This is a genomic window from Bradyrhizobium sp. 18BD (genome assembly GCF_054185225.1).
In genome coordinates this window covers 121,157-135,001 of the sequence record NZ_JAVAYL010000014.1, presented here as the reverse complement: position 1 = coordinate 135,001, position 13,845 = coordinate 121,157, and the positions used below count along the sequence as shown (strand labels likewise).

The window sequence follows — 13,845 nt, the reverse complement described above, 5'->3', positions numbered from 1 at the left end:
CTCGCGCAAGCCCCGCTCCATCCTGCGATGGGATCAAACTGCCGGGCAATTTTTGCAGCGTGGGACGACGTTGAGACCACATCGCGCGGGAAAGCCGATGACAATCAACTGCCCATCGCTGGCACAAGAATTGCTGAATATTTCCGCGCAATGACCACAGGAATGAATCCGTGACCAGCGTCAGCTACACCGTCCCGTCGAACTGGACCGCAGGCTCCGACAAATCGGGCGCGAGCAGGAACAAGAATCCGAACGATCCGAACATGCTGACGACGGGCGCCTATGGCAGCGCGTTCGAGCTGATGCTCGACAGCCACGCCAACGGCGACGGCACCACCACGGAGACGCTGACCTACAAGAGCTACAGCGGCAAGACCAACGGCACGTTCTCTGCGACGGCGGAGACCGCAACGGGCGCCGACCTCGGCAGCGCCTATCAGTCCCTGCTATCCACGCTCCAGGCCAATGGCGAGATGGACGACAAGACCGCCGCGCAGCTCGACGACGCCATGGGTAAGCTCGACACCAAATCGGCCGGCGGCAGCACCGATGCAACCGTCTCCGGCGGCGGCCTGCTGGTGCAGGCCGGCGGCCCCGTCTATTTCAACGGCATCTCGGCCTATCAGAACCAGTTCGTGGATGCGCTCGTCAACGAGCTCAGCACCAGGCTGAACCTCGACGCGAAGGCGTGAGACGGTTAATGATGCGCGGCTGATCCACGGGACGCTCGCGACACATGAAAACCACGCTGCTGAAATCCGAAGACTACACCCGCTCGCCCTGGAAGAACGGCGGCGGCATCTTTACCGATATCGCCGATGCGCATCGGCCGGGCGCGGCGGTGAAGGATTGGGACAGCCTGTTGTGGCGCTTCGCCTCGACCCCAATCGTCGCGCCCGGCCCGTTCTCCTACATGCCGGGCATCGATCGCCTGCAGATGGTGATCGGCGGGCGCGGGTTGGTGCTGAAGGCGCCGGGGCAGGAATTCGACGAGCGCGAGCCGTTCACGACCGTGCGCTTCACCGGCGAGATGGAGATCGTCACCGCGCTCGAAGCGGGTCCCATCGAGGTCGTGAATTTGATGGCCCGGCGCGGTGCGGCGGAGATCGAGCTATCGGCGCTGAAGGAACCCGGCGAGCGGCCATTGGCTGCCGGCACGCATCTGGTTTACGCGGTGTTCGGCGATTGCGGCATTCGACTCAATAACGAGGATTTTGTCGTTCCCGGCGGCAGCACGCTGAAGGTCGAACTGACCGCGGCGTCCAGGCTGGCGTTCGGTTCGGGGCTGGCGGTGCTGGCGTCGATCCGGCTCGTCGGCTAGGCGACTCTCGGCCGATCGTGCGAATGCGCACAATCCGTGCAACTGGCTAGGTTGACGCGGCCGGGCCGGCGCACGATATCTGGCCTGATGCAGACTGCCGCCGAAAGCCAGATATGAACGCGCCAGACCAAAATCGTCCCGCCACGCTGTCCGACGGCGTCGTCGACTGGCTGACCAACGGCACGCGCGACGAGCGCTTCATCGACAATATCTTTGCGCAGATGTGCATCCGCCTTCAGCAGGTCGGCATTCCGCTGAAGCGGTCGACGCTTCACGTCCGGATCCAGCACCCGCAATGGCTGGGCGCGCGCTTCATGTGGTCCGACGGCATGCGCGACGCCGAGATCGCGCGGATCGACTTCGATGTGCTGGAGCGGTCCGAGTTCATCGGCAGTCCCGCCAACGAAATGCTGGACGGCGCCACCGAGGTGCGCGAGAAGCTCGAAGGTGATCCGGCGCTCGGCCGCAAGCACGCGCTCTATGACGAGATGCGTGCGAAGGGCCTGACCGATTATGTCGCCTGGCCGCTCTACCACACCCTCGGCAAGCAGCATCTCATCACCTTCGCGACCGATCGTCCCGGCGGATTCGACGACGCGCATGTCGCCGCGCTCAAGAACCTGTTGCCGGTGCTGGCGCTGGTCAGCGAGATCCGCATCAAGAACCGCCTGGCGCGAACCCTGCTGGAGACCTATGTCGGCACCCATGCCGGCGAGCTGATCCTGGCCGGGGCCACACGGCGCGGCACCGGCACCACGGTGCGCGCCGCGATCATGATCTGCGATCTGCGCGATTTCACGAAGATCTCCGACAACTGGCCGCGCGACGACGTCATCGACCTGCTCAACGACTATTTCGACGCGATGTCCGAGCCGATCGCGCGCCATGGCGGCGAGATCCTGAAATTCATCGGCGACGGCCTGCTCGCGATCTTCCCGCTGAGCCGGCCCGATGCCTGCGAGAGCCTGCTGCATGCCGTGACCGAGGCGCGCGAGGCCATGGCCGCGTTGAACGCGCGCAACAACGGCACCGGCCGCGCGCCGCTGAACTACGGCATCGGCGTCCATGTCGGCGACGTCATGTACGGCAATATCGGATCATCCAGCCGGCTCGACTTCACCGTGATCGGCCCCGCCGTCAACATGGCCTCCCGCCTCGAAGCCCTGACCAAGCAGGTGGGACGACCCGTGCTGCTGTCGCGCGACTTTGCCGAACTGGTGCAGCCGAAATTCGAGCTGGCGCGCGTTGGAAAATACGAGGTGCGCGGCTTCAGCGATCCGATCGAGCTGTTCACGTTCGAGGGGTGAGGCGAAAACCTCACGGCCTGCTCGTTCGTCCCGCATACCCCGGCAGTCTCCGAACCACGGTCACCGCTAGCGTCCGCTACGGCCTCGATGTGCCGTGACGGACGGTGCGCGCGTGCACCGCTGTGGCGTCGACCCTGCTGCGGATCGGGTGATCGCGCAAACGCACGCGCCCTCCGTGGGCCGCGGGTCGTGCTTATGGGGAATACCGGACGCGTTGTTGAAAGATATATCCGCGCAGGACGTCTAGGTTGGCTCTACTCGCGGCGATACCACTGGTGCCGCGGGATCTCGTCGAGGACGATCAATGCGATCGCCTTGATGCAACAGAAGGGTGATCGACACACCGGAAGCGACCACAAGAGGAGACGCCCATGCCAAGCTGTTCCGAAGATATTCGCAGTCGAACCGGGCGCTGTGCCGTGTGCGACGGCAAATTTGGCCTGGTCCGGTACTACTCCTGGCGAAAGCCGCTTTGCTCCAAGAAGTGCGTCGAACGTTTCACGGCGCGCCGGGAGGGTGACCGCGACTGGGTCGGCCGATCTCCTTTAGCTTTCGGGATGATTCCAGAAAACCACGCGAGGCCGCTATGACCATGCAGATGTCACGACGAGGAAAGGAATATCTGGAGACGGCGCAGAGCCTGCTGCGCGCAGCCCGGACCATGACGGACGCCGCGGTCGCGGCCCGACTCGAGATGCTTGCCAACGACTATCAGCGGCGCGCCGAAAAGGCATCAACTGCCGACGCGGCGAGGTCATCGTCGCGTTCGACCGGCGCCGGATACGAAGTGTATCCGTGATGGCGGTTGCGCGGCCGAGTTGGTCGCGCAACCAGGCCGTCTTGCCAGTTTCCTCTCCTGTCACCCCGTGAGGCCGATATGGGCGAAGTTGTTCGACTGGTGACAAAGGCCGAGCGCGAGCGAGCGCGTCTGATCCGCCAAGCGCGCGCCAATTATGATTCCATTTTTCCGCCGGCCGGTCGCGACGGCGAGCTGCGGGCCGACCATTCGGGCGGCCATGCGCAACCGAGCACGCCGAAGGAGTTCTCGTGACATGATCAAGATCATTGCGGTGCTCTGCAGTCTTTCGTCTCCGGCAGACTGCCGCGAGCAGATCGTGACGACCTCGGACTTCGCAGACGTGACGATGCAGTCCTGTCTGATGGGAGCGCCGCAGCTTGCCGAATGGATGGCGCAACATCCGGCCGAACGTCTCGCGGCGTGGCGCTGCACGATCGGCAAGCAGGAAGCTCGCAGGGGCGCGTAGGGAGAGGGATCGAAGTTCGGGAGTCCTGTTGCCAACACGGGAATGGTCGACTACGCTTTACTTGAGATAGTCGTTAACGTTCTGCGATTGGCCGCACGTTCATGCCAAAATTCCTGCGCATCGGTCTGCATCAGTCGAATGTTTCAGGATACACGTCGAAGGCGTGGTGCGTCAGGCGCGTTGGCCCGACGATCTTCCTGAAGTGGGGCGCCGTCGAGGTCCAGGGCACGGGCGCCGGGCGAAAAGTCTACTGGACGCGCACGCCGCAGGAGAAGACGATCCGCTGCGGCTCCGCGCAGCGCGCCCAGGACTATGCGAAATCCGCGATCGTGCGGCGGCGCAACCATCGCTACGAGCCGCTGACCGGATCGATCGCGAACCGCCGTCCGGCGGCCGCGCCCAGCGCCGAGCTCAAGCAGGCGCTCGCCACCATCCTGATCGTCGACATCGTCGGCTCCACCGCCAAGGCCGCCAAGCTCGGCGATGCGCGCTGGACCAAGGTGATGGGTCACTATTACGCCGCGGTCCGCAAGGAGCTGAAGAGCTCGCGCGGCAAGGAGGTGGTGACGACCGGCGACGGCGTGCTCGCGACGTTCAAGGCGCCCGCCGCCGGCGTCACTTGCGCGACCGCGATCCAGAAGGCGGTGCGCACGCTCGGCCTCGAGATCAGGGTGGGTCTGCATGCCGGCGAGTACACCATCAGCGGCGGCGAAATGGTCGGCCTCGCCTTCCACATCGGCACCCGCGTCGCCGCCAAGGCCCGCGCCGGCGAAGTTCTGGTGTCGAGCGCGGTCAAGGATCTGATGAAGACCCAGTCCACGATCCGCTTCCGCGATCACGGCAGCCATCAGCTCAAGGGCGTGCCGGAGCGGTGGCGGCTGTACCGGGTGGAGGGGTGAGAGGCTCTTAGGTTCGGGGACGCTGCGACTGCAGAGATCGGTTCGCCGTTCGCCCGGTCGAAGCTACGCCACGTCGGCACATGGCACTCCAGCTCGCGGCGGACGCGATCCGCGATGCCGGCCCAATCGCCGCGCTTGCTCCCGGCCGGTGTTCAGTCAGGGATGCTGCCTCGCGCTGGACGGCGTTCCGGTCGTCTGGATCGGTTCGCCGGCCGCGCGGTCCAGCGGCGGGTGCGGCCTCGCAAGCCCGGTCGTGCCGGGAGGCGCGTCGTTGCTGGCCGTGTGCGTGTTGACGCGCTCGATCGTGACCGTGGATGCAACCACGATGGCGACGGCCAGGGCGATCGCAGCTAGAACTAAGGTTGTCCGGTTCTGGTCTTCCATCGTCAGACCTCCGCGAAACGGCTCCGTAGCGCGGGGATAACGCGGGAGTGGCGATTTGGTTCTTGGGGGGACGGCGGAGGTGCAATCCGACGATGGAGCGGATGGCAAGGAAAGCGCTGCCGGCCATAAACAGCCGTCCGAAGCTCGATGAAAGCTGCGAACATGGCCTCTAGCTGGGTCAATCGCACCACCACGGAATGTCTTGCACTCCCGCATAAGGATTGACGCGGAAGTGATCGCAATCGGCGAGGCTCGCCAGAGCGTCCCGCGATGCTCCAAATCGCCGGGTGAGGTACTCTCCGAAGCCGGCGTGGGCCCTTAACCGGTCTCCGTTTCTTGATCCAGATCAAGAGCCTTTCAGAGTCAACCCATGTCATCGGAATTCCGAAGGAAATGTCAGGTACCAACCCGGTAAGCCGGCCTCGCTAGTTTCGGACTATCGACCGGTCGGCATGTCGTAGAGCAAGCGCATGAGTATGGCAGCGAATGCGAGCACAGCCAACGAGGTCGAGCTCTGGCACGCGATACCCCCGCATGAGGTCGAGAAGCGCCTCTCTACCAGCTCCGGGAGAGGCCTTGATCCGGCCGAGGCTGCGCTCCGACTTCAGAAATTCGGGCCCAACCGTTTGCCGGAAGGGAGGAAACGGAGCCCATTTGTCAGGCTCCTCTCACAGTTCAACAACATCCTGGTCTACGTGCTGCTCGCCGCAGGATTCACCAAGCTGATGCTGAACCTGTGGGTCGACGCTGCAATCATCTTTGGCGTGGTCGTTCTCAACGCGCTACTCGGGTTCATTCAGGAGGGTAAGGCCGAGAAGGCACTTGATTCCATCCGCAACATGCTGTCCGCCGAGGCCCGGACGGTGCGCGGTGGAGAGACCCGCATGATTCCCGCGGAGCAGCTTGTTCCGGGCGACGTCGTGCTGCTGGAGTCGGGCGACAAGATTCCTGCGGATCTGCGGCTCTTCGAGACGAAGAACTTGCGGACGGAAGAGGCAGCGCTGACCGGCGAATCGGTTCCGGCGGACAAGAGCGCCGACGCGGTGGCTGCGAATGCGACGATCGGGGATCGCGAAAGCATGGCATTTTCCGGCACCATGGTCGTGTCTGGTCGCGCGACCGGATTGGTTGTTGCGACCGGCAATGAGACGGAACTCGGCCGTATCAACCAGCTGCTCGCCAATGTCAGCCCGCTCGAGACGCCGCTGCTGCGCCAGATCAAGAAATTCGGCTACGCCATCACCGCGGCGATCGGAGTGATCAGCGTCCTGATCTTCGCCTACGGCAAGTGGGTGAAGGGTATTGATTTCGTGGAGCTCTTCCAGGCGGTCGTCGGCATTGCCGTGTCGCTCATCCCGGAAGGACTGCCGGCACTCATCACGATCACTCTTGCGATCGGCGTCCAGCGCATGGCCCAGCGCAATGCCATCATTCGGCGGTTGCCCGCGGTCGAGACGCTCGGCTCGGTGTCGCGGATCTGCTCGGACAAGACGGGCACGCTGACGCTCATGGAGATGATGGTGGTGTCCGCTGTCACCGCCGAGTCGGCCTACCGGGTCACCGGCGATGGCTATTCTCCCAAGGGGGAAATCAAGAAGGATGGACAGGTCGCAAGCGAGGACAAGGTACTCACGCTGATGGGGCGGGTGTCCTTGCTCTGCAACGACGCGGAGCTGTTCCAGGAGGAGGGCAGCTGGAAGGTGGAGGGCGATCCGACCGAAGGCGCGCTCTATCCGTTTGCGGAAAAGCTCGGCATGAATCGGCAGGCGGAGCAGGCTGCGTCTCCGCGGATCGACGTCATCCCGTTCGAATCCGAGCACAAGTTCATGGCTACTCTCCAGAGAGATGCGAGCGGCGAGCAGGTCCTGCTCGTCAAAGGCGCCCCGGAAGTCATCCTCGAGCACTGCGATCGCCAGCAGATCGCCGACGGTCAGTCGAGCCCACTCGACCGGGAGCACTTCTCGAAACAATCGGATAGGCTCGCGGCCCAAGGCGAACGCGTGCTGGCGTTTGCGTGGCTGCAGAATCCGGATGTAAAGGCCGGCAGTCTCACCGCGGCCGACCTGCCGAGAACGCTCGTCTTGCTCGGCCTGATCGGCCTGTTGGATCCGCCGCGCAAGGAGGCCATCGAGGCCGTGAAGGAGTGCCAGGGTGGTGGCATCCGCGTCACCATGATCACCGGCGATCACAAGATCACCGCCGCGGCCATTGCCAAGATGCTTGGGCTCGGCGACGGAAAGACTGCGATCACGGGCGCCGAAATCGAGGACATGGACACCGCGACGCTGCAGGAACGCGTCCGCGCGGTCGACGTCTTCGCGCGCGCCAGCCCCGAACACAAGCTGCGCCTGGTGAAAGCGATCCAGGCTAACAATCAAATCGTGGCGATGACAGGCGATGGCGTGAATGACGCGCCCTCTCTCAAGAAAGCCGACATCGGGGTCGCGATGGGTATCAAGGGCACCGAGGTGACCAAGGAGGCCGCCGAAATGATCATGGCCGACGACAATTTCGCCTCGATCTCGGCGGCGGTGAAGGAAGGGCGCACCGTCTACAACAACATCGAGAAGGCCATGCTGTTCATGCTGCCGACCAACGTGGCGCAGGCGCTGGTCATTGCGGTCGCGATCCTTGTCGGGTTCACCATGCCGATCACGGCGCCGCAAGTGCTCTGGGTCAACATGGTCACGTCGGTCGCGCTTGGTCTCGTCATCTCCTTCGAGCCGCACGAGATCGATGTGATGCGCCGGCCCCCGCGTGCGGTCGACCGCCCCATCGTGACTGGCTTCGGGATCTGGCGGATCATCTTTGTCGGCTTGACGCTCCTCAGCTACACCTTGCTGGCGTTCTTCTGGATGAAGGCGCAGGGCGCATCGGATGGGCTTGCCCGAACCGTAGCCGTCAATGCCATTACGATCGGCCAGGTCTTCTATTTGCTGAACAGCCGCTATTTGCTCGATTCGTCGCTCTCCCTGAAGGCGCACACCGGCAACGCGTACTTGCCGCTCGGCATCGCTGCCGTCGTGATCCTGCAACTGATTTTCACCTACGTGCCACCGGTCCAGGCGATGTTCGGCAACGAATCCATCCCGCTCTGGGTGTGGCCCTGGCTTCTTGCGGGCGGATTGCTGTTCTTCCTCGTGATCGAGCTGGAAAAGCTCGTCATTCGCTCGTCAGACTCCTTGCGGAAGCTTGTCGTCGCCGCGGAAGCGGGCGCGTGAACGGCTCGGTCCACGGGAGTCAAGCTTCGCGCGCAAGCTCCGCACGAGACGCCGCCAGCTCCTTCCTCTGCTCCGGGCTCACCTTCGGATATGCAAGGTCGAGCTTCTCCACGGCCTCCACGATTGCGGCGGCGACGACAAGACGGGTGAACCACCTGTTGTCTGCCGGCACCACGTACCACGGCGCTTGCTCCGACGCCGTGGCCGCGATCGCCGCCTCGTACGAACTCATATAGTCGTTCCAATACCTGCGCTCACGCACGTCCGATGCGGAGAACTTCCAGTTCTTCTCGGGGTTGTCGAGGCGCTTCATGAAGCGCTGCTTCTGCTTTTCCCGCGACAAATGCAGGAAGAATTTGAGGATGACGACGCCCTGGCGCGTCAGATAATCCTCGAAGCGCGCGATGTCCGCCAGCCGTTCGTTCCAGATCCGCGTGCCCATGAACGACGGCGGCAGCCTCTGCTGCTTCAGGATCTCCTCGTGAACGCGCACGATGAGGACCTCTTCGTAATAGGAGCGATTGAAGATTCCGATCCGTCCACGCTCCGGCAGACGCGTGACGTAGCGCCACATGAAGTCATGCGCGAGTTCCTCTTGCGAGGGCTGCTTGAACGAAAAGACCTGAACGCCCTGCGGATTCACTCCCGACATGACGTGTTTGATCGTGCTGTCTTTGCCGGCCGCATCCATGGCCTGGAATACGAGCAGCAGCGACCAACGGTCCTGGGCATAAAGCATGTCCTGTTCTTCAGCGAGCCATTGAGTGCCGCGTTGAAGAAGATCGGCAGCTTCGCCCTTTTCCATCTTCAGACCTCTGGTGTCGCCGGGGTCGAAGTCTTTCAGCTGAAAACCCTTGCCGTTCGTAATTCGGAACGGGTGGGTGTATTTCTGGATCTGGTCGAGAATTTCCTTCCTCGGCATGGAGTGACCTCCGTTTTTCAGGACAAATCTCGCGCTGTCTCTTCAATGGCCCGGCTTGACCCGATCTCCGACAGTGCTGGGCCGTGCGTTATCCTATCATGTCGACAGGGCTCGTTTGCCTCTTCCAGCGAGAACGTAGCCGGAACTACGGACAGGGGAGAGACCGTAGCCCGAGCAAGTGTGGAACTGTAGTCTGCGGACTGCGCAAGTATGGCAACGAGCGACGAGGTGCGGCGTCTCTGGCGCGGTGCCCCGGCGGGCCTACCAAGCCGTAGCTTGCGCGCCTAACCATTGAGCTACAGGCCTCGCCGCGAGACGGAGGTCTGGCTCTGTTCCGACTGAATTCTTATTCACGTTCGATGCGAAGCTTCGTGACTTGGGAATAAGCGTGGGACAACGCACGTCTAACGGTGGTGGATCGGATCCCTTGCCTCGCGGGGGATCACCCAATCGAAAGGAGTGCCACGATGACACCGTTCAGAAATCGCATCCAGTCAGCCCTGTCCAGGACCTTGTTGACAGCACTGGTCGTCACCGCGATCTTCAGCGCACCGGTCCAGGCGCGCGAGCACCGTGCGGACGATCGACACACCGAAGAGAGCGTGACGTCGAGCATCCCTCGCATCGAGCGCGATCGGCCTATCGGCGCGCCAGCCTACAACGCATTTGCGCCGGCGCCCTCGGAGCAGCCGGACGGAGTTTGCGACCATGGCGATAACCCGATGGTATGTTGAACAGCGAGCCTCGCGGTGCGCACTATGGTAACAATGCGCTCAATTCGCAGATCATTGTTGCATCACACCAGGTCAGCGCTGCGCCAGTTGATCTTTTCTTGCGATCAAGCCGCCGATCTACGATCGCTTGAGGAGACGGTGGCCAGATCGAATCTGAAGCAGTCGTTTGTCGCCCGCTGAAGCAGGACCTGTGAGAACGAAGCCGCTGGTGCAATAACCTGGGTAGGCGCCGTGCTGTAGCTCGAGTGCCGAATAGCCTGCCTTGGCCCTTCGGGCTCCGGCGCGGCCGCCTTCGCTCCTTCAGCTTGTGGCACAGGCTTGCCAAGCCGAAGCTCGCAAAGCGAGCGAAAGCTGGTGGGCCCGGCAGGACGAAGCTGGGCACTGGGTCTTGACCATCCCTATACCCTCGACATGACGATGTAAGCCGATTAGCCGCGTCGCTTCACCAATTTTGACTTCGCTTTCAGCTCGCAACAATATTTTTGCTGGTGGCCGCCGGATCGTCGAGCTGCCGGGAGGTAGCCCGAGCGATTGCTTCCAACGCGCTGCCAAATGATCCACCGGCGACCGCCGCACCGACGTCGGACCGCTACTCCGCCGATTTTGCGGCGAACTATCTCACCTTGGACGGATCGCCAGCGGTCCGCATGAGGCGATCCGCCTTCACCAGCACGCGATCGTCAGCCGCCTGCGGCCGCAATGAGAAGCTGACGGCGACAAAAGCGATGCAGAGCACGATGCCCACCGCCATGGCGCGTTGAAAGGTTGGTCTATCAGCATTTTGAAATGAGGGGAGGCTGCTCCTCTTTGCCAGTTGTTCGAATCCAGCCTGGGAAAGCCTTTGCAATTGCTCGGCTTCGCGATGCTCGATGGAAAGCGCGCGACAGTGAGCGGCCATCTCACGATAGTGTTCGCGTGACAAACGATCGATCGCCGTCGCAGCGCGTTTTTCAAACGCCTGGGCTCGGTCGGCAAGCTCTTTTGCTTTTGACATCGGGCACCTCATTCCAAGGTGGTCCGCTGGACACCAATTTATAGGTCGGCCGGCGCGTCAATTCGGTTCAACGCTCACCTGGGTAGACTTGGCTGGTACGATTCGATCGCTTCAGGCAGGCGGCCATCGGGGCTACGGGCTGCGTCGTGCCGCCGCCGGCGGAGTTAGGGCAGGGACTATGCCCCATCGTGCCGCAATAACTTCACAGTTTGAGGAACCAATACCGATGCCCGCTGGGGGATCAGCGCATGGGGGAGCCATGACTGACAGCGAGTGGAAGGAGCGCTGGCACGAGGTCGAGCGCTTTCGTTTGATGGCGCTTGAAACGACAGACCCGGTGGCGGCGAGGTTGCTGCGCGATATCGTGGTGGACTTGGAAGCGGACCTGAATGAACTGGTCGACGTGGAGGCGCAAGGGCTGCCATGGCTTGGCGCCGTGGCATGAGCGCAGGCCTCGTCGATCGATCCAGTCGGAGCATGATCCGGACCCGAAGGGCCGCGCGAGCGCAAGGTGCGCAGCGGTTTCTTCCCTCGCGATAAACGCGGAACGCGTTTACGCGGAAATCATGCTTACACAACGACCTGAAGCGCGATGACGATTCATCTTGATCTCATCGCGCTTCAGGCAGCCGGTGTCTGCTCGACCAGCAACCCGCCATACCTTCACGAAGCTGCTCGCGCCGCCAGACCGAGGAATGGCGAGGGCGTCGGCGGGCGGGTTCACCTTGTTGTTGCGGTGGCGCTGCAACTCATTCATGAGCCTTTCGAACCCACGAAGCGCGTCATTGAGTGCACTGTCATTGTAATCCGAGATGTCCAGGCAGGTTTCGCACAGCCCCTATTTCGCGCTCGCGAAAGCATCCGCGGTGTAGACCACCTTGCCGCCCACGACCGTCAGCAGAGACGTCGTAGCGCCGATTTGCTCGACGGGGACGGACATGAAATCCCGGTCAAGAACCGCGAAGTCGGCGAGCTTGCCGTTTTCGAGCGTGCCGCGTCGCGTCTCGTCGAAGCAGAACCAGGCGCTTCCTACGGTATAAAGCCGCAAGGCATCTTCGCGGCTGGGTGTTTCGTCCGGGCCGCGCGTCGATAATCCGCCGACGGTCTTGCCGTCGAGCATCCATTGCAGCGCGACGAACGGATTGTAGGATGCGACCCGATGCGCATCCGTGCCGGCTCCGACATGGACGCCCGTGCGCAACGCTGTGACGATTGGCGGCATGCTGCGCGCGGCTTCGCCCGCCTGCACCACGATACGGTCGCCTCCGAGGTACATGGCGTCCTGCATGGTCCAGCCGACACCGAGGGCCTTCATGCGCGCCAGCGTTTCGGACGAAGCGTTGTCGAGATGGGCGATCGACCAGCGCAGCGGGGCGATCGGCGTCTCCCTGTTGACCTCTTCATAGAGGTCCAGGAGTTGGTGGACGGATTTGTCTTCCTGCCAGTGGATGGTGATGGTAAGCCCTTGTTTGGCTGCCCAGCGAACGATCTCGAGGAACTTGTCCCTGGCGGCCGCGTCGGGCGCGTTGTTGTTGTACATGGCGCCGGTGATCCGCTCGCCGATTCCGTTGAATCGCAGCATGTCGTCGCCGAATCCCATCGGCAGGAACGGCGTGAGGCTCTTGTACTCCTCGAATTCCGCGCCGACATTCTGTGCGAACAGGCTGAAGGTGACTCGCACCGAAAGTGATTTCTCGCGCCAAAGCTTTTGCAAGGCGGCGTAGTGGCTGGGATAAATGCTGAAGCCGCCGGGATCCACGATCCCGGTAATTCCGAGGCGATTGAGCTCGGTGAAGAACTGCCGGGTCCCGGCGACATTGTCTTCGAAATTCGGCCTCGGCAGGCGATCGAACATCGCGGAGATGCTGACGATGGAGCCGTTGAACCAGCCCGTGGTTTCGCCCGATGCGGCGCGCTCGGCCGTGATTCCGGCCGGCAACTGATCCGCCGACATTCCGAGCGCTTGCTGCGCTTTCGGCGTCATCAGCACCGCCGAATAGAACAGCTGGATGTAGGCCGGATTGTCGGGCACTGCCGACATCACCTCCGCCAGGGTTGGCCGCCGCTTCTCCGCAAACTGCAACTCGCTCCAGCCACCGGCCACGATGATCCACGACGTCGGGCGCGCTTTTACCGCTTGGCGCAAGCGTTCCATGGCCTCGCCGATGGTTTTTGCGCCGATCCAGTTGACCTCGGTTGCGTAGGTTAGGCCGGCGCGCACGGCGTGAATATGGGAATCGATCAATCCCGGAATGATCGTGCGTCCGCGTGCGTCGACGCGGCGCGTCGCGGACCCGATCAGACCTTCCATGGCATCGTTGCCGCCAACTGCAACGATCTTGCCTTCGCGGACCGCGAGAGCCTGCGCGATCGTCGAAGCGGGATCTAGCGTCACGATTTTTGCGTTCGTGACAATGAGGTCGGCCTTTTGTGCGTAAGCCAAATTGGCCCAGCACGAGATCACCAAAATCGCCAGAAGCTTGCGCATGTTCAGTCCCGAAATGAGAGAGCCAGGCGTGAGAGAGGCAGGAGCGGCGCCACACACCCGCCGCCGGATGCACGCGCGAACGTCGCGTGTCGCAACGTGGAGTGTGGTGATCTTGATCATGTCTCGAAGGAGATCAGCCAGTCCACCGGAAAATCCGGTCATGGCCCTACTCATTGATTTTACAGCCCGCCTTCGCCGGTTGGGCTTCGGCGCGGCAGCCTTCGCTTCTGATGTGCGGCGCTGGCTTGCCGAGCCGAAGCTCGCGAACGGTCCGTCTTCGCTTCCGCTGCGCGCCAGCTACGCCGGACAC

15 protein-coding genes are annotated in these 13,845 nt (G+C 62.7%); 10 read left to right on the top strand and 5 right to left on the bottom strand.

Going from position 1 to position 13,845, the window contains the following annotated elements; all coding sequences use genetic code 11:
• The first annotated feature begins 170 nt into the window (after positions 1–170).
• From RAD16_RS24765 to RAD16_RS24735, 7 genes are all read left to right on the top strand, one after another.
• Positions 171–692 (top strand): hypothetical protein, encoded by a 522-nt coding sequence (locus RAD16_RS24765; RefSeq protein WP_458160464.1) that lies wholly within the window; start codon positions 171–173, stop codon positions 690–692.
• 44 nt (positions 693–736) lie between these two features.
• Complete coding sequence (locus RAD16_RS24760; protein ID WP_458160463.1) at positions 737–1,321, top strand: HutD/Ves family protein; 585 nt, start codon at positions 737–739, stop codon at positions 1,319–1,321.
• 113 nt (positions 1,322–1,434) lie between these two features.
• Entirely contained in the window at positions 1,435–2,628 is a 1,194-nt protein-coding gene (locus RAD16_RS24755; RefSeq protein WP_458160462.1) for an adenylate/guanylate cyclase domain-containing protein, read from the top strand.
• 586 nt (positions 2,629–3,214) lie between these two features.
• Entirely contained in the window at positions 3,215–3,427 is a 213-nt protein-coding gene (locus RAD16_RS24750; RefSeq protein WP_458160461.1) for a hypothetical protein, read from the top strand.
• A gap of 78 nt (positions 3,428–3,505) precedes the next feature.
• Positions 3,506–3,679 (top strand): hypothetical protein, encoded by a 174-nt coding sequence (locus RAD16_RS24745; protein ID WP_458160460.1) that lies wholly within the window; start codon positions 3,506–3,508, stop codon positions 3,677–3,679.
• 1 nt (position 3,680) lies between these two features.
• Positions 3,681–3,893, top strand: coding sequence for a hypothetical protein (locus tag RAD16_RS24740; protein ID WP_458160459.1), 213 nt, complete (start codon positions 3,681–3,683; stop codon positions 3,891–3,893).
• A 101-nt stretch (positions 3,894–3,994) separates the two neighbouring features.
• Positions 3,995–4,792 carry an adenylate/guanylate cyclase domain-containing protein gene (locus RAD16_RS24735; protein WP_458160458.1) on the top strand — a complete coding sequence of 266 codons (798 nt, stop codon included), beginning with the start codon at positions 3,995–3,997 and terminating at the stop codon, positions 4,790–4,792.
• 156 nt (positions 4,793–4,948) lie between these two features.
• Here the strand turns inward: RAD16_RS24735 and RAD16_RS24730 are convergent, their stop codons facing one another.
• Positions 4,949–5,176 carry a hypothetical protein gene (locus RAD16_RS24730; RefSeq protein ID WP_458160457.1) on the bottom strand — a complete coding sequence of 76 codons (228 nt, stop codon included), beginning with the start codon at positions 5,174–5,176 and terminating at the stop codon, positions 4,949–4,951.
• Positions 5,177–5,646: 470 nt separating this feature from the next.
• Between RAD16_RS24730 and RAD16_RS24725 the strand changes: the two genes are divergently transcribed.
• Positions 5,647–8,397, top strand: coding sequence for an HAD-IC family P-type ATPase (locus RAD16_RS24725; protein ID WP_458160456.1), 2,751 nt, complete (start codon positions 5,647–5,649; stop codon positions 8,395–8,397).
• Positions 8,398–8,416: 19 nt separating this feature from the next.
• On the opposite strand, the gene RAD16_RS24720 is transcribed toward RAD16_RS24725, so the two are convergent.
• The gene (locus RAD16_RS24720) at positions 8,417–9,319 is read right to left on the bottom strand and encodes a polyphosphate kinase 2 family protein (RefSeq protein ID WP_458160455.1); all 903 of its coding nucleotides are present in this window, start codon (positions 9,317–9,319) and stop codon (positions 8,417–8,419) included.
• A gap of 467 nt (positions 9,320–9,786) precedes the next feature.
• Here RAD16_RS24720 and RAD16_RS24715 point away from each other — a divergent pair, with 467 nt between their 5' ends.
• Positions 9,787–10,053 carry a hypothetical protein gene (locus RAD16_RS24715; RefSeq protein WP_458160454.1) on the top strand — a complete coding sequence of 89 codons (267 nt, stop codon included), beginning with the start codon at positions 9,787–9,789 and terminating at the stop codon, positions 10,051–10,053.
• A 613-nt stretch (positions 10,054–10,666) separates the two neighbouring features.
• Here the strand turns inward: RAD16_RS24715 and RAD16_RS24710 are convergent.
• Entirely contained in the window at positions 10,667–11,047 is a 381-nt protein-coding gene (locus tag RAD16_RS24710; protein ID WP_458160453.1) for a hypothetical protein, read from the bottom strand.
• A gap of 259 nt (positions 11,048–11,306) precedes the next feature.
• Here RAD16_RS24710 and RAD16_RS24705 point away from each other — a divergent pair, with 259 nt between their 5' ends.
• Positions 11,307–11,492 (top strand): hypothetical protein, encoded by a 186-nt coding sequence (locus RAD16_RS24705; protein ID WP_458160452.1) that lies wholly within the window; start codon positions 11,307–11,309, stop codon positions 11,490–11,492.
• Between the two features lie 108 nt (positions 11,493–11,600).
• Here RAD16_RS24705 and RAD16_RS24700 read toward each other — a convergent pair whose 3' ends face one another.
• Together RAD16_RS24700 and RAD16_RS24695 are read right to left on the bottom strand one after the other, a co-directional pair.
• Positions 11,601–11,804, bottom strand: a complete 204-nt coding sequence (locus RAD16_RS24700; protein WP_458160451.1) for a hypothetical protein — start codon at positions 11,802–11,804, stop codon at positions 11,601–11,603.
• Between the two features lie 81 nt (positions 11,805–11,885).
• Positions 11,886–13,697, bottom strand: coding sequence for an amidohydrolase (locus RAD16_RS24695; RefSeq protein ID WP_458160450.1), 1,812 nt, complete (start codon positions 13,695–13,697; stop codon positions 11,886–11,888).
• Positions 13,698–13,845 lie beyond the last annotated feature (148 nt).

Bases quoted from the DNA above. Each gene is read 5' to 3' on its own strand.
- RAD16_RS24760 (WP_458160463.1), top strand. From the start codon at position 737: ATGAAAACCACGCTGCTGAAATCCGAAGACTACACCCGCTCGCCCTGG.
- RAD16_RS24755 (WP_458160462.1), top strand. From the start codon at position 1,435: ATGAACGCGCCAGACCAAAATCGTCCCGCCACGCTGTCCGACGGCGTC.
- RAD16_RS24750 (WP_458160461.1), top strand. From the start codon at position 3,215: ATGACCATGCAGATGTCACGACGAGGAAAGGAATATCTGGAGACGGCG.
- RAD16_RS24745 (WP_458160460.1), top strand. From the start codon at position 3,506: ATGGGCGAAGTTGTTCGACTGGTGACAAAGGCCGAGCGCGAGCGAGCG.
- RAD16_RS24740 (WP_458160459.1), top strand. From the start codon at position 3,681: ATGATCAAGATCATTGCGGTGCTCTGCAGTCTTTCGTCTCCGGCAGAC.
- RAD16_RS24735 (WP_458160458.1), top strand. From the start codon at position 3,995: ATGCCAAAATTCCTGCGCATCGGTCTGCATCAGTCGAATGTTTCAGGA.
- RAD16_RS24730 (WP_458160457.1), bottom strand. From the start codon at position 5,176: ATGGAAGACCAGAACCGGACAACCTTAGTTCTAGCTGCGATCGCCCTG.
- RAD16_RS24725 (WP_458160456.1), top strand. From the start codon at position 5,647: ATGAGTATGGCAGCGAATGCGAGCACAGCCAACGAGGTCGAGCTCTGG.
- RAD16_RS24720 (WP_458160455.1), bottom strand. From the start codon at position 9,319: ATGCCGAGGAAGGAAATTCTCGACCAGATCCAGAAATACACCCACCCG.
- RAD16_RS24715 (WP_458160454.1), top strand. From the start codon at position 9,787: ATGACACCGTTCAGAAATCGCATCCAGTCAGCCCTGTCCAGGACCTTG.
- RAD16_RS24710 (WP_458160453.1), bottom strand. From the start codon at position 11,047: ATGTCAAAAGCAAAAGAGCTTGCCGACCGAGCCCAGGCGTTTGAAAAA.
- RAD16_RS24705 (WP_458160452.1), top strand. From the start codon at position 11,307: ATGACTGACAGCGAGTGGAAGGAGCGCTGGCACGAGGTCGAGCGCTTT.
- RAD16_RS24700 (WP_458160451.1), bottom strand. From the start codon at position 11,804: ATGAATGAGTTGCAGCGCCACCGCAACAACAAGGTGAACCCGCCCGCC.
- RAD16_RS24695 (WP_458160450.1), bottom strand. From the start codon at position 13,697: ATGACCGGATTTTCCGGTGGACTGGCTGATCTCCTTCGAGACATGATC.